Annotated in this window: 16 protein-coding genes, 2 tRNA genes and 1 riboswitch; of the genes, 13 read left to right on the plus strand and 5 right to left on the minus strand. The window is 71.1% G+C overall.

What is annotated here, in order from left to right:
- Window positions 1-51: 51 nt before the first annotated feature.
- Window positions 52-1,305 (minus strand): GNAT family N-acetyltransferase, encoded by a 1,254-nt coding sequence (locus tag ACFV4P_RS32270; protein ID WP_380477068.1) that lies wholly within the window; start codon window positions 1,303-1,305, stop codon window positions 52-54.
- A gap of 166 nt (window positions 1,306-1,471) precedes the next feature.
- Between ACFV4P_RS32270 and ACFV4P_RS32275 the strand changes: the two genes are divergently transcribed.
- The 3 genes from ACFV4P_RS32275 to ACFV4P_RS32285 all read left to right on the plus strand — a co-directional run bounded on the left by ACFV4P_RS32275 (window position 1,472) and on the right by ACFV4P_RS32285 (window position 4,801).
- Window positions 1,472-2,683: a PP2C family protein-serine/threonine phosphatase gene (locus ACFV4P_RS32275; RefSeq protein ID WP_380477069.1), complete on the plus strand. Its 1,212-nt coding sequence runs from the start codon at window positions 1,472-1,474 to the stop codon at window positions 2,681-2,683.
- Between the two features lie 388 nt (window positions 2,684-3,071).
- Entirely contained in the window at window positions 3,072-3,266 is a 195-nt protein-coding gene (locus tag ACFV4P_RS32280) for a hypothetical protein (RefSeq protein WP_043913995.1), read from the plus strand.
- Between the two features lie 371 nt (window positions 3,267-3,637).
- Window positions 3,638-3,791: riboswitch (cyclic di-AMP (ydaO/yuaA leader) on the plus strand.
- Window positions 3,792-3,796: 5 nt separating this feature from the next.
- Window positions 3,797-4,801 carry a peptidoglycan DD-metalloendopeptidase family protein gene (locus tag ACFV4P_RS32285; RefSeq protein WP_380477070.1) on the plus strand — a complete coding sequence of 335 codons (1,005 nt, stop codon included), beginning with the start codon at window positions 3,797-3,799 and terminating at the stop codon, window positions 4,799-4,801.
- A 164-nt stretch (window positions 4,802-4,965) separates the two neighbouring features.
- On the opposite strand, the gene ACFV4P_RS32290 is transcribed toward ACFV4P_RS32285, so the two are convergent.
- Window positions 4,966-5,039, minus strand: a tRNA-Gly gene (locus ACFV4P_RS32290).
- 150 nt (window positions 5,040-5,189) lie between these two features.
- Between ACFV4P_RS32290 and ACFV4P_RS32295 the strand changes: the two genes are divergently transcribed.
- From ACFV4P_RS32295 to clpX, 5 genes are all read left to right on the plus strand, one after another.
- Window positions 5,190-5,263, plus strand: a tRNA-Pro gene (locus ACFV4P_RS32295).
- Between the two features lie 205 nt (window positions 5,264-5,468).
- Complete coding sequence (gene tig / locus ACFV4P_RS32300) at window positions 5,469-6,851, plus strand: trigger factor (RefSeq protein ID WP_073812379.1); 1,383 nt, start codon at window positions 5,469-5,471, stop codon at window positions 6,849-6,851.
- Between the two features lie 224 nt (window positions 6,852-7,075).
- A complete protein-coding gene (locus ACFV4P_RS32305) occupies window positions 7,076-7,705 on the plus strand; it encodes an ATP-dependent Clp protease proteolytic subunit (protein WP_073812512.1) in 630 nt (209 codons plus the stop codon).
- A gap of 44 nt (window positions 7,706-7,749) precedes the next feature.
- Complete coding sequence (locus tag ACFV4P_RS32310) at window positions 7,750-8,412, plus strand: ATP-dependent Clp protease proteolytic subunit (protein WP_380477071.1); 663 nt, start codon at window positions 7,750-7,752, stop codon at window positions 8,410-8,412.
- A 278-nt stretch (window positions 8,413-8,690) separates the two neighbouring features.
- A complete protein-coding gene (gene clpX / locus ACFV4P_RS32315) occupies window positions 8,691-9,977 on the plus strand; it encodes an ATP-dependent Clp protease ATP-binding subunit ClpX (RefSeq protein ID WP_073812376.1) in 1,287 nt (428 codons plus the stop codon).
- Window positions 9,978-10,070: 93 nt separating this feature from the next.
- Here clpX and ACFV4P_RS32320 read toward each other — a convergent pair whose 3' ends face one another.
- Entirely contained in the window at window positions 10,071-10,868 is a 798-nt protein-coding gene (locus ACFV4P_RS32320) for a hypothetical protein (protein WP_380477072.1), read from the minus strand.
- 39 nt (window positions 10,869-10,907) lie between these two features.
- The gene (locus ACFV4P_RS32325) at window positions 10,908-11,861 is read right to left on the minus strand and encodes a hypothetical protein (protein ID WP_380477073.1); all 954 of its coding nucleotides are present in this window, start codon (window positions 11,859-11,861) and stop codon (window positions 10,908-10,910) included.
- Between the two features lie 146 nt (window positions 11,862-12,007).
- Here ACFV4P_RS32325 and ACFV4P_RS32330 point away from each other — a divergent pair, with 146 nt between their 5' ends.
- The gene (locus ACFV4P_RS32330) at window positions 12,008-14,647 is read left to right on the plus strand and encodes a valine--tRNA ligase (RefSeq protein ID WP_380477075.1); all 2,640 of its coding nucleotides are present in this window, start codon (window positions 12,008-12,010) and stop codon (window positions 14,645-14,647) included.
- 276 nt (window positions 14,648-14,923) lie between these two features.
- Window positions 14,924-15,442, plus strand: a complete 519-nt coding sequence (locus tag ACFV4P_RS32335; protein WP_380477076.1) for a hypothetical protein — start codon at window positions 14,924-14,926, stop codon at window positions 15,440-15,442.
- Window positions 15,443-15,503: 61 nt separating this feature from the next.
- Here the strand turns inward: ACFV4P_RS32335 and ACFV4P_RS32340 are convergent, their stop codons facing one another.
- The gene (locus tag ACFV4P_RS32340) at window positions 15,504-17,057 is read right to left on the minus strand and encodes a chitinase (RefSeq protein WP_380477077.1); all 1,554 of its coding nucleotides are present in this window, start codon (window positions 17,055-17,057) and stop codon (window positions 15,504-15,506) included.
- A 282-nt stretch (window positions 17,058-17,339) separates the two neighbouring features.
- Between ACFV4P_RS32340 and ACFV4P_RS32345 the strand changes: the two genes are divergently transcribed.
- From ACFV4P_RS32345 to ndk, 3 genes are all read left to right on the plus strand, one after another.
- Window positions 17,340-18,734, plus strand: a complete 1,395-nt coding sequence (locus ACFV4P_RS32345; RefSeq protein WP_380477078.1) for a bifunctional folylpolyglutamate synthase/dihydrofolate synthase — start codon at window positions 17,340-17,342, stop codon at window positions 18,732-18,734.
- Window positions 18,735-18,740: 6 nt separating this feature from the next.
- Window positions 18,741-19,085: a DUF4233 domain-containing protein gene (locus ACFV4P_RS32350; RefSeq protein WP_380477079.1), complete on the plus strand. Its 345-nt coding sequence runs from the start codon at window positions 18,741-18,743 to the stop codon at window positions 19,083-19,085.
- Window positions 19,086-19,169: 84 nt separating this feature from the next.
- The gene (gene ndk, locus ACFV4P_RS32355) at window positions 19,170-19,583 is read left to right on the plus strand and encodes a nucleoside-diphosphate kinase (protein WP_043913981.1); all 414 of its coding nucleotides are present in this window, start codon (window positions 19,170-19,172) and stop codon (window positions 19,581-19,583) included.
- The last annotated feature ends 253 nt before the right edge of the window (window positions 19,584-19,836 follow it).

Raw genomic sequence — 19,836 nt, forward strand, 5'->3', positions numbered from 1 at the left:
GCCCGCCCGGGAGTCGACCCGGGCGGGCGCGCGCGTGCTGCGGGCGGCCGGTCAGAAGCCGTGCGGCAGCCAGGGCTCCAGCCCCGAACGGAACGCCGCCGACACCGACTCCAGCGCACCCGGCCGCAACTCCCGCACCAGGCCCGCCGCGGCCAGCGCCGACAGCGCGGTGCCGCCCAGGTACGCCGAGCCCAACTCCCGTACGTCCAGCGCCAGATCGGCCGGATCGTCGGTCGGCACGCAGGACGCCGGCTTGCCCGGCGCGGCCGTCAGCCGCCAACGGCCCGCGTTCCACGGGCAGAACGCGTCGGTGACCTCCAGCACCGCGTCCACCGGCTGCGCCCAGCCGCGCGCCTCCAACGCCCTCGGCAGATCCACCAGCCGCACGAACATGGCGTCCACCAGGCGCGGCGCCAGGTGCCGGACGTCCGACACCAGGTGCAGCAGCGGGTCGTCGGCCGGCAGGTTGTGCGCCTCCACCCGCTCCGTCAGGTCGAGGTCGAGCAGGAACTCCCACAGCCGGGCGTACACCCACGGCTGCTCCGCCTGCACCACGCGGACCCGGACCACGCCGGCCGCACCCCGCTCGTTCCAGTCACTCTTCACCGCGTACCGGGCGTAGCCGAGCAGTTCGCCCGTGTTCGGGTCCTCCGCCACCACCGACTGCAGCGGGGAGAAGCCGCCGCGGGAGCCCGGCGCGTCCAGCACCGGCAGCTTCTCCCAGCCCGGCTGCCGCACCAGGGTGCCCGGACGGCGGGTGGCCAGGCGGGCGTACAGCTCCTCGCAGCGGGCCAGCTCGGCGGCCGGGTCCGCGAGCCGCAGCACCAACTCGCCCTGCTGCTCCGGGGTGTGCACCCGCACCCGGCCGCGGGTCATCGACACCGTCACCTTGCGGGTGCCCTGGCCGTAGCCGAAGCGCCCGTAGATCGGCGGCTCGGACGCCGTCAGCACCGCCAGCGGCTCCCCGGCCGCGTGCACGTCGTCCAACTGGCGGCGCATCAGGGCCGTCAGCGCGCCGCGCCGCCGGTGGGTGGGCAGCACGCCCACCATCGTCACGCCCGCCGCCGGCAGCACCGCGCCGCCCGGCACCACCACCCGGAAGCTCAACGCGGAGGCGCTGCCGACGATCCGCTCGCCCTCGCAGGCCGCCAGCGAACGCTCCACCTCCGTCAACTCGCGCCACAACGACCGCTCCTCGGGCGGCTCCTCGGTGCCGCCGAAGGCCACCAGCAGGCTGTCGTACCAGGTGTTCCACTCCTCGGCCTGCAGCGGCCGCACGGTCAGTCGGGGGTGTTGAGTCGTCATGAGGCCCTGCCTATCATCGGATCCGGAACCGTGCGAGCGATTTGTCGCGCGCATGTCGCGGGCGGCCCCCGCGCGGCCGAAACCCACCGGAGCGTGCCACTCCCGCTGCACTCGGTGCCACCCGGGCCGTCGACGCACGCACCGCCGGTGGATAAGGTCGGTCCCCATGGCCGGCAGAGCGCGTCCCACAGCGACGGGCCGGGACGGCGGACCGTCCCGCGAGCCCGTGACGGCCCGGCTGCGCGCGGCGCTGTACCGGGCCCGACGCAGGCTGCGCCGCACCGGAGTCGACTACTTCCGCGGCGACGGCGCCGACTGGTGGGCGTTCGCCGCCCTCGCCCTCGCGGTGCCCGTCCTGGTCCTGCTGAACATCGCGGCCCCCGACTGGGCCCCGCCCACCGCCCTGGTGCTGCCGGTGCTGGCCGGCGCGCTGCTGCTGCGCCCCGGCACCCTGGTGCTGCTGTACGCCGTCGCCGCCGCCGGGCTGGTCACCGAGTCCCTGGTGCACACCGGCGAACGCGTCGCCAGCGCGCGGCCCGAGGCCTACGCCCACGGCGTGACCCCGGGAGCCGCGCTGGTGGTCGGCGCGGTCGGCGTCGCCGGACTGCTGGTCGCCCAGTTCCGCCGCCGGATCGGCGTGCCCTGGCGCGGCGGCTCCACCATGCTGTTCGACCTGCGCGAGCGGATCCGGGTCCAGGGCCGCATCCCGCAACTCCCCGACGGCTGGCACACCGACACCGCGCTGCGCCCGGCCGGCGGCCAGTCCTTCTCCGGCGACTTCATGGCTGCCGCCCGCACCGGCCCCGGCGGGCGGATGCTCGAAGTCGTCCTCGCCGACGTCTCCGGCAAGGGCATGGACGCCGGCAGCCGCGCCCTGCTGCTGTCCGGCGCGTTCGGCGGACTGCTCGGCTCGCTGCCCGCCCACGACTTCCTGCCCGCCGCCAACGGCTACCTGCTGCGCCAGGACTGGGCGGAGGGCTTCGCCACCGCCGTGCACCTGGTGGTCGACATGGACACCGGCGAGTACGAACTGCTCTCGGCCGGCCACCTGCCCGGCATGCACCGGCTGGCCGGGGCCGGGTACTGGGAGGTCAAGGAGGCCGAGGGCCCGCTGCTCGGCGTCTACGACGAGGCCAAGTTCGAAGGGGTGCGCGGCGTCCTCGGCCCCGGCGACGTCCTGATGCTGTGCACCGACGGCATGGTGGAGATCCCCGGCCGCGACCTCGCGGAGGGCATGGACCGGCTGATGGGCGAGGCCGACCGGCTGGTCGCCACCGTCCCCGTGGCGGTCCGGCACGGCGCCGCGGTCCGGCTGATCGACACCGTCGCCAAGCACGTCAACGACGACCGCGCGGTGCTGCTGATCTGGCGCCGCTGAACTCGCCTGTCGTGCAGGTGCGGTGAGCGCGGAGTGCCCACGGAGTGTCAAACCCGGGCGTTGATCTTCGGCCAATTCCGGTACGCCGCCCGGAGACGGCGGCGATGGCGGATCTGCCTGCCGCTTTGCCGCGCCGGCCTGGGCGGACCACCGCCCGCCGACGGGACGTCAGAACCCGTCCGCTATCGTCGCGGTCGGCGAAAATCAGTCCTACCAGCCGGGTTGGGGCCCCGGGCGACCGGGCAAGTCCTTTACGCACTCAGCACGAGCGACCACACTGAGTCCGGATGGAGTGGTGGGGACACGGGGGGCAGGGGCCGGTTTCCGCCTGGGAGCCATCGGCGGCTCCCACCCGAACCCCCGCCATGAATCGAGGAAGTGAGTCCCGGTGGCCTTCTCCGTCTCCGCGCTTGTCCTGTTCGGCATCATCGTCGCGATCTTCATTCGCAACAAGCAGCTGAAGTCCGGGCACGCCATCGTCGCCGCGCTGTTCGGCTTCATGCTCAGCCAGTCGACCATGGCCGGTCCGATCCAGCAGTTCCTCACCTCCGTCTCCAAGGCCATCGCGTCGATCGCGGGTTGACGTCGCGTCGGGTCGCCGACGGCACGCCAAGACGGGTGGGAGGCCTCCCTGCGCCGTCCGCTCGGCCTGCCCGCGGGTGACCAGGCTCACCCGCGCGCTCACGCCGGGTCGTCGTGCGAACGCGCACGGTGGCCGATCTCGCCCACCGTGCGGGGTTCGTGTGCGTACCGTCATGATCCCGTACGCGCACCGCAGTGCGGCGCCCGCACAGCGTGACCTGGTGCTCCGTCAGCCCCTTCCCGATCCCGGGAGTGGGGCCAATCGGCGTTTGCCAGCCTTGCGGGCCGTGGGATTTGCTTCCTCCGCAGCCCGGCCAGTGACCGGGCGGGCCACCGGACGGAACGCCTAGTCCTGCCGTCGTCCGGTGCCGACCAGATACCACGCCACGGCAGGAGCGGGGGAACCACAGGTAAGTCGCCGGGCCCGGGAACATTCGGGAACGGCTTGGGGTGAAGTCGCACTCGTGCGGCCGGGCAACTCTCGCCCGAACCCGACAGCTCACCTCGCAGGCGTCGGAGAGGAACGCCTTCATGTCCGCTCAGGGCAAGCACCGCAAGCCGAGCCTGGCCACCGTCGTCCGCATCGCCATCGCCGCCGGTGTGGCCGGCGCCGCGATCGGCCTCCCGGTCACCGCCGCCTCCGCGCACACCGCCGCCGACCAGGGCGCCAACCGCCCGTCGACCGTCTCGGTGGACGCCACCCCGGTCGCCGACCAGACCCCCGCCGCGCACGACTACCGGGTCGTCTCCGGCGACACCCTGTCCAAGATCGCCGACGCGCAGCACGTCGACGGCGGCTGGCAGAAGCTGTACCAGGACAACCACTCCGTGGTCGGCGGCAACCCCGACCTGATCTTCCCCGGCCAGCAGCTGACCATCAACGGCCAGGCCGCCCCGGCCAAGGCGCCGGCCGCCCCCGCGAAGGCCCCGGCCGCCAAGTCCGCCACGGACGCCGCCGCCAAGCCCGCCGCCGCGCCGAAGGCCGCCACCCAGCAGGCCCCCACCGCCAAGCCGGCCACCACCGCCCCCACCGCCGCGAAGGCCCAGCCGGCCGCCCCGGCCCCGAAGGCCGCCGCCGTCGCCCCGGCCGCCCCCGCGAAGGCCCCGGCCCCCGCGACCACCAGCTCCAACGCCGCGTACGTCGCCCCGGCGCCGGGCAAGGTCACCACCGGCTACAAGGTGGCCGGCTCCAACTGGTCCAGCGGCTACCACACCGGCATCGACTTCCCGGTCGCCACCGGCACCAGCCTCAAGGCCGTCGCCGCGGGCACCGTGGTCTCCGCCGGCAACGGCGGCGCCTACGGCAACCAGGTCGTCATCAAGCTGGCCGACGGCAAGTACGCCCAGTACGCCCACCTGTCCTCGATCTCCGTCTCGGCCGGCCAGTCCGTGACGGCGGGCCAGCAGATCGGGCTCTCCGGCGCGACCGGCAACGTCACCGGCCCGCACCTGCACTTCGAGATCCGCACCACCCCGGACTACGGCTCCGACATCGACCCGATCGCCTACCTGGCGGCCCACGGCGTCAACGTCTGATCCACGCCTCACCCCCCGAAGGCCCCGCGCAGCCACCACGGCCGCGCGGGGCCTTCGGGCTGCCCGCGAACGACAGCGGCCCCGAAACGACAAGGGCCCGAAACGCCAACGGTCGAAACGCCAACGGCCCCGACTGCGTTGGCAGTCGGGGCCGTCGGCCTTGCTGGAGCGGGTGACGAGAATCGAACTCGCGTGACCAGTTTGGAAGACTGGGGCTCTACCATTGAGCTACACCCGCAAAGGCGTACCCGCACCGCTGTCGCGGTGGCGAGGACTGGATCAGGGTACCTGGTCGAGCCGGTGGATTGCACACTTCTTCCGCGCCGTCGGCTCGCGGATATCGCCCCGGTCGGAGGCGGGCCGACGTGTACTCTTCTGCTCGGCACCACGGGGTGTGGCGCAGGTTGGTAGCGCGTCCGCTTTGGGAGCGGAAGGCCGTCGGTTCGAATCCGGTCACCCCGACCGTGCGGCAGGGTCTCGTCGGTGGGCGGGGCCCTGTTGTCGTTGCGGGGCACGGATGTGGCGGATCCGCAGCGTGGTGCACCCGGTGCCGGGCACAGTCGCTTTCGTGGTACCGGTAGGATGGACCGCTGGCGGTAGTACGGACAGCATTTTCAGACCCAACCGCCTATCGCCCTGACCGCAAGCCCCCCTAGGAGACCCAACCGTGAAGAGCGCCGTCGAGACTCTGAACCCGACCCGGGTTCGACTCACCGTCGAGGTGCCCTTCGAGGAGCTCAAGCCCAGCCTCGACGCGGCGTACAAGAAGATCAACCAGCAGGTCACCGTCCCGGGCTTCCGCAAGGGCAAGATCCCGAACCGGGTCATCGACCAGCGCTTCGGCCGGGGCGCGGTGCTGGAGGAGGCCGTCAACGACGCGCTTCCGCGCTTCTACACGCAGGCCGTCGACGAGGGCCAGATCGATGTGCTGGGCCAGCCGGACATCACCGACATCGCCGGTGTCGAGAACCTGGCCGACGGCGGTGACCTGAAGTTCACCGCCGAGGTCGACGTCCGTCCCGAGGTCGCCCTGCCGGACTTCACCGAGATCGCCGTCGTGGTGGACCCGGTCGAGGTCTCCGACGAGGACATCGAGAAGTCGCTGCAGCAGCTGCGCGAGCGCTTCAGCTCCGTGAAGGATGTCGAGCGCGCCGCCGCCGAGGGCGACGTCGTGGTCATCGACCTGGAGGCCAAGGTCGACGGTGAGGTGCCGGAGGACGGCACCGCCACCGGCGTGAGCTACGAGATCGGCTCCGGCCGTCTGCTGGACGGCATCGACGAGGCCGTCGTCGGCCTGTCCGCCGGTGAGGTCAAGACCTTCACCACCACCCTCAAGGGTGGCACCCAGGCCGGCAAGGACTCCGAGGTCACCGTCACCGTGACCACCGTCCAGGAGAAGGAACTCCCCGAGCTGGACGACGAGTTCGCCCAGCTGGCGTCGGAGTTCGACACCCTGGAGGAGCTGCGCGGGGACTCCCGCAAGCGCCTTGAGCGGATGAAGGAGTTCGACCAGGCCACCCAGGCCCAGGAGAAGGTCCTGGACGAGCTGCTGACCCGGGTCGAGATGGACTACCCGGAGAAGCTGCTCGCGGACGAGATCGGCACCCGCAAGCACAACCTGGAGCACCACCAGCTGGAGCCGATGGGCCTGACCCTCGACACCTACCTCGCCTCCCAGGACAAGTCCCTCGAGGACTACGAGAAGGAGACCGAGGACCAGGCGAAGAAGGGCATCAAGACCCAGTTCGTGCTGGACCAGATCGTCAAGAACGAGGAGCTGGGCGTCAACCAGGAGGAGCTCACCGAGCACCTCATCCGTCGCGCCGCCGGCTCCGGCCTGACCCCGGACCAGTTCGCCCAGCAGGTCGTCCAGGGCGGCCAGGTGCAGCTGCTGGTCGGCGAGGTCGCCCGCGGCAAGGCGCTGGCCCTGGTCGTCGAGGCCGCCAAGGTCACCGACACCAACGGTGAGGTCGTCTCCTTCGAGGACGACGAGGAAGAGGTCACCGAGGCCGCCGCCGAGGCTGCTGCCGAGGAGACCCCCGAGGCCTGAGCCTCGTAACCGTCGGGCCTCCGACGGAGTTTTCGGACCGGGTGAGGGCCCGGGCACCGCACGGTGCCCGGGCCCTTACCCGTTCGGCCTGCTCACCCTGCGCTCACAGCGAACAGTTCTGCGTGGGGGATTCAGCGGCGGGGCCTGCGCGTTAGGGTCGGTGGACAGCGACACACACGCAGATCGACTGAGCAGGTGGCTAAGTGACGTTCCCGCAGATGCAGATGCCTGGCCCGATGGCACCGCACGCCGCCGGCGGCGACGTGGGCGGCGGCCTGGGCGACCAGGTCTACAACCGGCTGCTCAACGAGCGCATCATCTTCCTCGGCCAGCAGGTCGACGACGACATCGCCAACAAGATCACCGCCCAGCTCCTGCTGCTCGCGGCGGACCCCGAGAAGGACATCTACCTCTACATCAACTCCCCGGGCGGCTCGATCTCGGCCGGCATGGCGATCTACGACACCATGCAGTACATCAAGAACGACGTCGTGACCATCGCCATGGGCATGGCCGCGTCGATGGGCCAGTTCCTGCTGACCGCGGGCGCCAAGGGCAAGCGCTTCTCGCTGCCGAACGCCAACATCCTGATGCACCAGCCCTCCGCGGGCCTCGGCGGCTCCGCCACCGACATCCGGATCCAGGCCGAGCAGCTGCTGCGCACCAAGAAGCGGATGTCGGAGCTGATCGCCAACCACAGCGGCCAGTCCTTCGAGCAGATCACCGCGGACTCCGACCGCGACCGCTGGTTCACGCCGGAGGAGGCCAAGGCGTACGGCCTGATCGACGAGATCATGCACAGCGCCGCGGACGTCCCGGGCGGCGGCGGCACCGGTGCCGGCCAGGCCGGCTGACCGGTATCGAAACCCAGACCGCACGCTTCGGAGGACCAGAGAACATGAACATCCCCAGCCTGTCCGGTGCCAAGGCCCGCCTGGAGGACATGCGGGCCGAGGGCCGCTACATCGTCCCGCGGTTCGTCGAGCGCACCTCGCAGGGCGTCCGTGAGTACGACCCGTACGCCAAGCTGTTCGAGGAGCGCATCATCTTCCTCGGCTCGCAGGTGGACGACGTCTCCGCGAACGACATCATGGCGCAGCTGATCTGCCTGGAGTCGATGGACCCGGACCGGGACATCTCGCTGTACATCAACTCGCCCGGTGGCTCGTTCACCGCGCTGACGGCGATCTACGACACCATGCAGTTCGTGAAGCCCGACATCCAGACGGTCTGCATGGGCCAGGCCGCCTCGGCCGCCGCGGTCATCCTGGCCGCCGGCACCCCCGGCAAGCGGATGGCGCTGCCGAACGCCCGGGTGCTGATCCACCAGCCGTACACCGAGACCGGCCGCGGTCAGGTGTCGGACCTGGAGATCCAGGCCAAGGAGATCTTCCGGATGCGCGAGCAGCTGGAGAACATGCTGGCCAAGCACTCCAACAAGGACGTCGAGCAGGTCCGCGAGGACATCGAGCGCGACAAGATCCTCACCGCCGAGGAGTCGCTGGAGTACGGCCTGATCGACCAGATCGTCTCGACCCGCAAGAACTCCTACCTGGAGTGATCGCTCGCCCCGGGGCGGTGCGTACGTGATGTACGCCCCGCCCCGGGGCGTTCCGGTCGGGGCCCCGGCCCCGGCACAATGGCTGTCGGGTCATGCACCCGCGACGGCATCTGTTCGGTATCAATTCGCCCAGGGCGTAGGGCAGACCGGTCGAAGTCGACGGAAACAACGGCTCGGCAGAGTACCGTCGGATACCAGACCGACCGCCGACGGCGCAGCCGGTCTCACAGCACCAGGCCCCGACCCCCGCGGGGCCCCTGGCGAAGGGGAAGCACCTCGTGGCACGCATCGGAGACGGTGGCGACCTGCTCAAGTGCTCGTTCTGCGGCAAGTCGCAGAAGCAGGTGAAGAAGCTGATCGCCGGGCCAGGCGTGTACATCTGCGACGAGTGCATCGACCTGTGCAACGAGATCATCGAGGAGGAGCTCGCGGAGAGCTCCGAGGTGCGCTTCGAGGAACTCCCGAAGCCCCGCGAGATCTACGAGTTCCTGGACCAGTACGTGGTCGGCCAGGACCTCGCCAAGAAGGCGCTGTCGGTCGCGGTCTACAACCACTACAAGCGCGTCCAGGCGGGCGAGGCCGGTCGTTCCGGCTCCGGCCGGGACGACGCGATCGAGCTGGCCAAGTCGAACATCCTGCTGCTGGGCCCGACCGGCTCCGGCAAGACGCTGCTCGCGCAGACCCTGGCCCGGATGCTGAACGTGCCGTTCGCGATCGCGGACGCCACCGCGCTGACCGAGGCGGGCTACGTCGGCGAGGACGTCGAGAACATCCTGCTGAAGCTGATTCAGGCGGCCGACTACGACGTCAAGAAGGCCGAGACCGGGATCATCTACATCGACGAGATCGACAAGGTCGCCCGCAAGAGCGAGAACCCGTCGATCACCCGCGATGTCTCCGGCGAGGGCGTGCAGCAGGCGTTGCTGAAGATCCTGGAGGGCACCACCGCCTCGGTGCCGCCGCAGGGCGGACGCAAGCACCCGCACCAGGAGTTCATCCAGATCGACACCACCAACGTGCTGTTCATCGTGGGTGGCGCGTTCGCCGGCCTGGAGCGGATCATCGAGGGCCGGGCGGGCGCCAAGGGCATCGGCTTCGGCGCCACCATCCGCTCCAAGCGCGAGCTGGACGCCTCGGACCACTTCCGTCAGGTGATGCCGGAGGACCTGGTGAAGTTCGGGATGATCCCGGAGTTCATCGGCCGTCTGCCCGTCATCACCAGCGTCCACAACCTGGACCGCGAGGCGCTGCTGCAGATCCTCACCGAGCCGAAGAACGCGCTCGTGAAGCAGTACCGCAAGCTGTTCGAACTGGACGGCGTGGAGCTGGAGTTCACCCGGGACGCGCTGGAGGCCATCGCCGACCAGGCGATCCTGCGGGGCACCGGCGCGCGCGGTCTGCGGGCCATCATGGAGGAGGTGCTGATGTCCGTCATGTACGAGGTGCCGTCCCGTCAGGACGTCGCCCGCGTGGTGGTCACGGGGGATGTCGTCTCCAAGCACGCCATCCCGACCCTGGTCCCGCGCGACATGATCAAGCGCGAGCGCCGCGAGAAGAGCGCCTGACCCGGCGTCAACCCGGCGACACTGAAAGGGCCCCGCACCGGTGAACGGTGCGGGGCCCTTTCGCGTGCTCGCGCGACTGCCGTGCGGTGCGGGCTACTTGGGGACCTCGGCGAGCTTGCGCAGCTCCTGGGTGTCGGCGACGACCTTCGCCTTGGAGACGCCCGACGTGCCGCCGGCGTCCGTCTCCAGGATGATCACCGCGGACGAGCTGTCGGCCCAGGCGCAGACCCCGGCGGGCTGGCCGCCCAGATCGGTGGTGCCGCAGGACATCCGGCCGCCGAACGAGCCGGTGTCCACGTCGCTGCGGTCGGTGACGGGGACGCCGAAGCTGCTGATCAGGACGTCGACCTGCTTGGACGGGAACAGCACGTGGCCGGTCAGGCCGGACACCACCAGCATCTGCGTCTCGTCCGAGGAGCGGTAGATGCCGCTGACCGGCTCCGGGTTGGTGAACGAACCCTTCTCCGAGGACAGCCCGCTCTGCAGCATGTCGGCCAGACGCTTGGCGTCCGCGTCCGCCGGGTCGCTGGTCAGGTCGTGGAAGGACTGCGGCAGGGCGATCTTGTTCTTGCCGGTTTCGGCCGCGGTGTCGTAGATCAGGTAACCGATCACGCTCGCGCCGCCGAGCACCACCGCGGCCACCACGGACAGGCCGATCCACAGGCCCTTGCGGGACTTCTTGGCCACCGGCACGCCGGGCGGGTAGTAGCCGGCGGGGGCGCCGGGCGGGAATCCCTGCGGCGGCACGCCGCCGCCCCACGGCTGCTGCGGTGCGGCCGGCTGTCCCCAGCCGCCCTGGGGTGCGCCCGGCGCGCCCTGCGGGGGTATCTGGCCGTCCTGGGCGAGCGACCCGAAGCCGGGCTGCGGCGGGCCGAACTGGTTGTCGGACACGGAGGCTCCGTTCGAGCGTGAACTGCGGGGTGGTGAGGCCTACTTGGCGGCGGTCGCGGCGTCGCGGAACTGGCGGGCGCGGGCCGCGGCCTCGGTGGAGGTGATGCTCTTGCCGCTGGCGTCCATGGAGACGAACGCGACCACGCCGATGGTGGAGTGGCTGGCGAACATGCAGATCGGGATGCCCGGCGAGGCCTTGCCGGTGCCGTTGTCGGAGGAGCCCACGCCGCAGCGGAGCTTGGCGCCCGGGTCGTTCGGGTCGTTCGCGTCGACGTCCGTCAGCTGCTCCTTCCAGACCGGCTTGTCCGAGGCGGCCTCGCCGTCGCCCTCGTTGATCTTCTGGGCGGCGAGGTCGAGCGCCTTGGCCGGGTCCGGGACCTTGCCCCAGGAGCCGCTGAAGCTGGCCACATCGGTGGCGGTCTTCTGGTACGTCGCGCTGATCGAGCCCTCGAAGGTGCCGATGCCGTCCAGGCCCGTCAGCTGGCCCTTCTCGGAGGCGTTCTTCTGGGTGTAGCCCGCCACGCTCTGCGGCGCCGTCAGCTTGTACTTGCCCGCGGTGTCCGAGCCCTTGGAGCCGCTCAGCGCGTACCAGGCGCCACCGCCGGCGGCGGCCAGCACCAGGACCACCACCAGGGCGATGATGCCGCCCTTGCCCTTGGACGGGGCGGGCGGCGGCGGGAAGCCGCCGTAGCCGGGCTGCCCGGGCTGACCCGGCTGCTGGGGCACGCCGCCCCACTGCTGCGGGGGCGGGGGCGCCTGCTGCGGGTAGCCGTACCCGGGCTGTCCGGCCGGCGGCTGGGGAGCGCCGTACGGGGGCTGCTGCGGGGCGCCGTAGGCCGGCGGCTGCGGGGCTCCGTACGCGGGCGGCTGGGGGGCGCCGTAGGCCGGCGGCTGCTGCGGGGCGCCGTAGCCGGGCTGCGGCGGGGGAGCGCCGTACGGCTGCTGCGGCTGCCCCTGCGGATACTGCTGCGGTCCCTGGCCCTGGCCGTACATATGTCTTTTCTCCCCCGCCGCCCCAGTGGGCGGCCCCGTCCGGTCGACTATGCGGGCACGCTACCGTACGGCCCCCCCGGCGCGCCCGGTCGGTCGCTGCACTGTCGGGTCACAACCGCTGCCCCGGCTTCCGTAAACTGTGCGTCGTGACCGACACGACGAACCAGCGCCCCGTGAGCAACAACCCCGGGGACGAAGCAGCCACCCTCCCGACGACCTACACCCCCGCGGACGTAGAGGGCGAGCTGTACGAGCGCTGGGTAGAGCGTGGCTACTTCACCGCGGACGCCAAGAGCGACAAGCCCCCGTTCACCATCGTCATCCCGCCGCCGAACGTCACCGGCAGCCTGCACCTGGGCCACGCCTTCGAGCACACGCTGATCGACGCGCTGGTCCGCCGCAAGCGGATGCAGGGCTACGAGGCGCTGTGGCAGCCCGGCATGGACCACGCGGGCATCGCCACCCAGAACGTGGTCGAGCGCGAGCTCGCCAAGGAGGGCAAGTCCCGCCACGACCTGGGCCGCGAGGCCTTCGTCGAGCGCGTCTGGAAGTGGAAGGCGGAGTCCGGCGGCCAGATCTCCGGCCAGATGCGGCGCCTGGGCGACGGCGTGGACTGGTCCCGCGAGCGCTTCACCATGGACGAGGGCCTGTCCCAGGCCGTCCAGACCATCTTCAAGAAGCTCTTCGACGAGGAGCTGATCTACCGCGCCGAGCGCATCATCAACTGGTGCCCGCGCTGCCTGACCGCCATCTCGGACATCGAGGTGGAGTACCAGGACGACGACGGCGAGCTGGTCTCGATCCGCTACGGCGACGGCGAGAACGCGATCGTCGTGGCCACCACCCGCGCCGAGACGATGCTGGGCGACACCGCGGTCGCCGTCCACCCGGACGACGAGCGCTACCGGCACATGGTCGGCACCGAGATCGAGCTGCCGCTGACCGGCCGCCGGATCCCGATCGTCGCCGACGCCCACGTCGACCCGGAGTTCGGCACCGGCGCCGTCAAGGTGACCCCGGCGCACGACCCCAACGACTTCGAGATCGGCCAGCGCCACAACCTGCCGAACATCGCGGTCATGGACGAGCACGCGGTCATCACCGTGCACGGCCCGTTCCTCGGCCTGGACCGCCTGGAGGCCCGCTCGGCGATCGTCGCCGCGCTGCGCGCCGAGGGCCGGATCGTCGCCGAGAAGCGCCCGTACGTCCACTCGGTGGGCCACTGCTCGCGCTGCAAGACCACCATCGAGCCGCGGCTGTCCATGCAGTGGTGGGTCAAGGTCGGTCCGCTGGCCGAGGCCGCCGGCGACGCCGTCCGCGACGGCAAGGTCAAGATCCACCCGCAGGAGATGGAGAAGCGGTACTTCGACTGGGTCGACAACCTGCACGACTGGTGCATCTCGCGCCAGCTCTGGTGGGGCCACCGCATCCCGGTCTGGTACGGCCCGAACGGCGAGATCGTCTGCGTCGGCCCGGACGAGCAGCCCCCCATCGGCGAGGGCTGGCACCAGGACACCGACGTCCTGGACACCTGGTTCTCCTCCGGCCTGTGGCCGTTCTCCACGCTCGGCTGGCCGGAGCAGACCGAGAGCCTCGCGAAGTTCTACCCGAACTCCGTCCTGGTGACCGGCTACGACATCCTGTTCTTCTGGGTCGCCCGGATGATGATGTTCGGCCTCTACGCGATGGACGGCACCCCGCCGTTCCACACCATCGCGCTGCACGGCATGGTCCGTGACCAGAACGGCAAGAAGATGTCGAAGTCCTTCGGCAACGTGGTCAACCCGCTGGACTGGATGGACAAGTACGGCTCCGACGCGCTGCGCTTCACGCTGGCCCGCGGCGCCAACCCGGGCGTCGACGTGCCGATCGGCGAGGACTGGGTCCAGGCGGCCCGCAACTTCGCCAACAAGATCTGGAACGCCACCCGCTTCGCGCTGATGAACGGCGCCACCGTCGAGGGCCCGCTGCCCGCGGCGGAGGAGCTGACCGCGTCCGACCGCTGGATCCTGTCGCGCCTGGGCAGCACCGTCGCCGAGGTGGACGCGCTGTACGAGGACTACCAGTTCTCCAAGCTCTCCGAGGCGCTGTACCACTTCGCCTGGGACGAGGTCTTCGACTGGTACGTCGAGCTCTCCAAGACCACCCTGGCCAAGGGCGGCCCGCAGGCCGACGCCACCCGCCGGGTGCTCGGCGAGGTCCTGGACGTCACCCTGCGGCTGCTGCACCCGATCGTGCCGTTCGTCACCGAGGCCCTGTGGACCACGCTGACCGGCGCCGAGTCCGTGGTCATCGCCGACTGGCCGACCGACAGCGGCTTCCGCGACACCGCGGCCGAGGCCGAGATCGCCACCCTCCAGCAGGTGGTTACCGAGGTCCGCCGGTTCCGCACCGAACAGGGCCTCAAGCCGGGCCAGCGCGTCCCGGCCGCCCTGGAGCTGGACGGCACCGCGCTGGCCGCCCACGAGGACGCGATCCGCTCGCTGCTGCGCCTGACCGCGCCCGAGGACGGCTTCCACGCCACCGCCTCGCTGCCGGTCGCCGGCGCCACCGTGTCGCTCGACCTGTCCGGCACCATCGACGTGCCGGCCGAGCGCAAGCGCCTGCAGAAGGACCTCGCGGCCGCCGAGAAGGAGAAGGCGCAGACCGCCGGCAAGCTCGGCAACGAGGCCTTCCTGGCCAAGGCGCCGGACGAGGTGGTCGCCAAGATCCGGGTCCGGATGGAGACCGCCGAGGCCGACATCGCCCGGATCACCGCCCAGCTCGCGGCGCTGCCGCAGGGCTGACCGCGCGTCAGGAAGGGTCGCTGCTCCCGCTCCGCGGGGGCGGCGGCCCTTCGCCTTTCCCGAGTTGGGGCCGTCGGGTTGTCAATTCCCTTGGCCGCGCGTCGCCGTAACGGTTTCGCTGCGGCTATTCATCGTGCATTCCCGGCAATTGGCGCACTCCGCCAAAGGGAATACATCGCGTTGCCGCCCCCCGCGCGTTCAGCGAACTTCGTACATCGAATGTGTACGGTGGGCGGAGTTCCCATTCGGGCGGGGCATCGAACGGAGGGCAGACGCATGGTGGCGACCAGGGAGTTGGCCGACGAACTTCCGATGGAGGAGGTGGAGGCGGCCAAGGCCCGGGCGGCGACCCTCCTGCTGGCATTCCGGCACGGAAACCAGCTCGCCTTCGACACCGAACTCGACCTGCTGCTCGCCGCGAACGCCGAGCGCGAGACGACCACCCTGCTGGTGTGGATCGCCGCCGAGGCGGTCCGCAAGGCGTACGCCCCCGACGTCGCCGACCGGGTGCTGCGCGGCCTGGCCCGGCGCGCCCCGTACGGCGTCGCCGAGGTCGCGGTGGACGAGGAGGCGGCGAGCGCCGCGCAGTTGCTGGAGGCCGTCGCCGACGGGGACGTCGCGGCGGTCCGCGCCCTGGTGGCCGGCACGCCCGACACCACCTACCTGCTGGGCGGCCTGGTGCAGGCGGTGGCGATGATGCTGCCGCTGCTGCCGGAGGGCGAGGCCGCGGAGATCGGCGCCGAACTGCGCCGCCGGCACGCCGCCCGACTGCCCACACCCCGCGTCACCACGTGACGGATCGTCACTGCCCGGGCCCGGCGGGGTGTCTCCCGCCGGGCCCGGCGCCGTCCGGCCGTTACGGCATGGCGTGCAGGTGGGAGCCGATGGTGTTCGCGATGCCGCCGCCCGCGAGGGCGTCCCAGTTGGTCGACCAGGTCATCGCGCCGCCGATCCCCGGCCAGGTCTTCGCGGGCTTGTAGGAGCCGCAGTTGGTGCCGGCGGCGAGGCAGTCCAGCGCCGCGTTCACGGTCGCCGGGCTGGTGTAGCCGCCGCCCGCCGCACTGGTGGAGGCGGGCACCCCGAGGCCGACCTGGCTCGGGTCGAGGCCGCCCTGCAACTGGATGCAGGCCAGGCCGGTGAGGAAGTTCTCGGTGCCCTGCGAGTACACGCCGCCGTCGCAGCCGAGCATCGCGCCGGAGTTGTAGTACTGCATGTTGACGATGGTCAGGATGTCCTTGGTGGCCAGCGCCAACTTGAAGTACTCGGTGCCGGTGGACTGCATGTCGATGGTCTGCGGAGCCATCGTCAGCACGAACCCGGCCCCCACCTTGGCGGCGAGAGTGTGCAACGCCTGTGCCATGTAAGTGGAGTTGACGCCGTTCTCCAGGTCGATGTCGATCCCGTCGAATCCATAAGCCTGGATCAGGCTGTACGCGGAGTTGGCGAAGTTGGTCGCCGCGGTCGAACTCGCCACCGACACCGTGCCGTTCTGCCCGCCGACCGAAATGATCACCTTCTTGCCGGCCGCCCGCTTGGCCGCGATGTCGGCCTTGAACTGCGCGTCGGTGTACCCGTTCAGCTTCGAGGACAGCGCCGGGTCCAGGGTGAACGAGATCCCGCCCTGGGTGCCGGTGGCGTCCGCGAACGCCACCGCGATGATGTCGTACGCCGCCGGGACGTCACTGATCCGCTGCGGGGTCGCGCCGTTGTAGAAGTTCTGCCAGTAGCCGGTCAGTCGGTGCTTCGGCCCGGGCGGCGGCGGGGTGCTGTTCGAGCTGCTGGGCGAGGGCGACGGCGACGAGGAGGTCGACGTCGACGGGGACGGCGAGGCGGAGTCCGACGGCTTCGGCGTCACCGAGCCGGAGCCCGAACCGGACGGGCTGGGCGAGCCGGTGCCCGGGCCGACCATCGAGACCTTGTCCACCAGGTACGCGGACTGCCCGTACCAGCCGTGGAACCACACCTGCACCGAGGTGGTGGACGCGCCCGTGGTGAAGGTCGAAGTGAGCGTGTTCCACCCGGTGTTGGAGCTCCAGGTGGACGGGTCGGCGCCGCCGGTGCCGGTCGCGCCCAGGAACACGTACGTACCCTGCGCCACCGCGGACAGGGTGTACGTCGAGTTGGGCAGCACGGCGACCTGCTGGCTGCAGTTGGCGTAGTCGGAGCCGGCCGGAGTGCCCTGCAGGTCCCAGCCGGTGGCGGAGTTGTTCACCGGGGCGACGGTCGGGCCGCAGGTCCACGGCGCGATGTGGTTCGCGGACGAGAAGTCGCCGTTCTGGATCACGTCCACGTTCGCGGCGGTGGCCGTCCCGGCGCCGGTCAGCACCATGCCGACCAGGGCCAGCGCGGCCGACAGCAGCCCGGCGAGCAGCGCCCGCGCGCCGCGCGGGTCTCGATGTGGTGCACGCATGCCATCTCCATGTGGGGGAGTGTCGATGGGGGTGCGGTGCGGGGAGCGGGAGCGACTCACACGGTGGACTGGACCAATTCCGGTGTCAAGAGGGCAGGCGGGGGGAGCGTCGTCCCGCCGCCGGCAGCGGGGCGATCCGCGGGTCCGTACCAATCGGGCCCACCGGCCGTCGGCCACCCCGGCCGTGGTCCTCGGACCCGTCGGCCCGGGACTTCGGTCCCGGTTTCGCGGGCTCCGGGGTGGCCGTCGGGGCCGCGCGTCGGGAGTCCTTAGACTGGCGGGGTGAGCGACAAGGCCGAGCCCAACCCCTATACCGTCCGTCCCGCCGACGCCGGCGGCACCGACTCCGAACTGCGCGCCGTCGAGGCCGAGCTGGCCACCCGCTGGCCGGAGAACAAGCTGGAGCCCTCGCTCGACCGGATCGAGGCGCTGATGGACATCCTCGGCCAGCCGCAGCGCTCCTACCCGTCCATCCACATCACCGGCACCAACGGCAAGACCTCCACCGCCCGGATGATCGAGCAGCTGCTCGGCGCCTTCGAACTGCGCACCGGCCGCTACACCTCCCCGCACGTGGAGTCCGTCACCGAGCGGATCAGCCTGGACGGGGCGCCGATCAGCCCCGAGATGTTCGTCGAGACCTACCGCGACATCGCGCCGTACGTACAGATGGTCGACGCGGCGCAGCCGGTCGCGATGTCCTTCTTCGAGGTGCTCACCGGCATGGCCTACGCGGCCTTCGCGGACGCCCCGGTGGACGTCGCGGTGGTCGAGGTCGGCATGGGCGGCTCCTGGGACGCCACCAACGTGATCGACGCCCAGGTGTCGGTGATCACCCCGATCGGCCTGGACCACACCGACAAGCTCGGCGACACCACCGGCAAGATCGCGGTCGAGAAGTCCGGCGTCATCAAGCCGGGCGCGCTCGCCGTGGTCGCCCAGCAGCAGCTGGACGCCGCCGAGGTCATCCTGCGCCGGGCCGTCGAGGTGGACGCCACGGTCGCCCGCGAGGGCATGGAGTTCGGCGTGCTGCGCCGCGAGGTCGCCGTCGGCGGCCAGCTGGTCACCCTGCGCGGCCTCGGCGGCCACGAGTACCAGGACCTCTTCCTCCCGCTGCACGGCGACCACCAGGCGCAGAACGCGGCCCTCGCGCTGAGCGCCGTCGAGGCGTTCTTCGGCGTCGGCCAGGCCGGCGCCGAGCACCTGGACGAGGACAAGGTCCGGCAGGCGTTCTCCGGCGTCTCCTCGCCGGGCCGCCTGGAGGTGGTGCGCCGCAGCCCCACCGTCATCCTGGACGCCGCGCACAACCCGCACGGCGCGCAGGCCGCGGTCTCCGCGCTGGGCGAGGCGTTCGGCTTCACCAAGCTGGTCGGCGTGATCGGCACCAGCGGCGACAAGGACGTCACGGGCCTGCTGGAGGCCTTCGAGCCGATCCTCGCCGAGGTCGTCATCACGCAGAACTCCACCCACCGCGCGATGCCCGTCGACGAGCTGGCCGCGCTCGCCGTCGAGGTGTTCGGCGAGGACCGTGTGCAGGTCGAGCCCCGGCTGGACGACGCCATCGACGTCGCGGTCACCCTCGCCGAGGAGGAGGACCTCGGCGGCGCCGGCGTCCTGGTCACCGGCTCCGTCATCACGGTGGGCGAGGCGCGCCTGCTGTTCGGAAGGAAGAAGTAGCCGCCGATGCGCACCCTGTGCTCCTCCACCCTGATCGGCGAGGCGCTGCTGATCATGTTCGCCGGCCTGGTCGCGATGAAGCTGACCGACGTCGGCACCGGCACCATCTGGACGGTCAGCGCCGTCGCCATCGCGCTGTGCGTGCTGCTGTGCGGCGTGATCACCCGCCCCGGCGCGGTCTGGGTCGGCTGGGCGCTCCAACTCGGCGTACTGGCCAGCGGCTTGGTGCTGCCGACGATGTACGCCTTCGGCGTGGTGTTCGGCGCCCTGTGGTGGTGCTCGGTGCACTACGGCCGCAAGATCGACGAGTTCAAGGCGCAGCGCGAGGCGGCGACCGCGGCCGCCGCCTGACCGGGCCGGGAACCGGGACGGCCACCGGGCCGGGGTAGTGTCAGGTGCACACACCGCACTGCCGACGACCTCAGGAGCCGCCCCGTGTCCCAGCGCACTCTCGTCCTGCTCAAGCCCGACGCCGTGAAGCGCGGCCTGGCCGGCGAGATCATCAGCCGGATCGAGCGCAAGGCCGGCTGGCGCTTCGCTGCGATGGAGCTTCGCACCTTCGACCGGGGCACCCTGGAGCAGCACTACGCCGAGCACGTCGGCCGTCCGTTCTACGAGCCGCTGCTGGAGTTCATGACCTCCGGCCCGTCGATCGCGCTGATCGTCGAGGGCGAGAACGTGATCCCGGGCATCCGCGCGCTGGCCGGTGCCACCGACCCGCTGCAGGCGGGTGCGGGCACCATCCGCGGCGACTACGCGACGATCACCCGCGAGAACCTGATCCACGCCTCGGACTCGCCCGAGTCGGCCGAGCGCGAGATCAAGATCTTCTTCCCGGCACACGTCTGAGAACGGCCTGCGAGGACCCGGTAGGGGTCCTGCACGGCCCGGTGCCCCTGCCTCGGCAGGGGCACTTCGCCCAACTGGGCGTTAATCCTCAAATCACGGAACCCTACTCTCCGACACGGCGTCCCAATGCCAGGAGAAGCCGATACGTCCCCGGAGAATGGGCGGCACGCCGTGCCCGCCGCTCGTCATGTCCGGCGTGATTACGATGGACCCCAACTCATGGGCTCGGAACGGCTGCTCAGCCGCCGTCAGC

This window comes from Kitasatospora sp. NPDC059795, from assembly GCF_042732175.1.
Lineage (GTDB): Bacteria > Actinomycetota > Actinomycetes > Streptomycetales > Streptomycetaceae > Kitasatospora.

Coding starts and splice junctions, on each gene's coding strand:
- ACFV4P_RS32270 (WP_380477068.1), bottom strand. CDS start 1,305: ATGACGACTCAACACCCCCGACTGACCGTGCGGCCGCTGCAGGCCGAG.
- ACFV4P_RS32275 (WP_380477069.1), top strand. CDS start 1,472: ATGGCCGGCAGAGCGCGTCCCACAGCGACGGGCCGGGACGGCGGACCG.
- ACFV4P_RS32285 (WP_380477070.1), top strand. CDS start 3,797: ATGTCCGCTCAGGGCAAGCACCGCAAGCCGAGCCTGGCCACCGTCGTC.
- ACFV4P_RS32305 (WP_073812512.1), top strand. CDS start 7,076: ATGCCTGGCCCGATGGCACCGCACGCCGCCGGCGGCGACGTGGGCGGC.
- ACFV4P_RS32310 (WP_380477071.1), top strand. CDS start 7,750: ATGAACATCCCCAGCCTGTCCGGTGCCAAGGCCCGCCTGGAGGACATG.
- ACFV4P_RS32325 (WP_380477073.1), bottom strand. CDS start 11,861: ATGTACGGCCAGGGCCAGGGACCGCAGCAGTATCCGCAGGGGCAGCCG.
- ACFV4P_RS32335 (WP_380477076.1), top strand. CDS start 14,924: ATGGTGGCGACCAGGGAGTTGGCCGACGAACTTCCGATGGAGGAGGTG.
- ACFV4P_RS32340 (WP_380477077.1), bottom strand. CDS start 17,057: ATGCGTGCACCACATCGAGACCCGCGCGGCGCGCGGGCGCTGCTCGCC.
- ACFV4P_RS32350 (WP_380477079.1), top strand. CDS start 18,741: ATGCGCACCCTGTGCTCCTCCACCCTGATCGGCGAGGCGCTGCTGATC.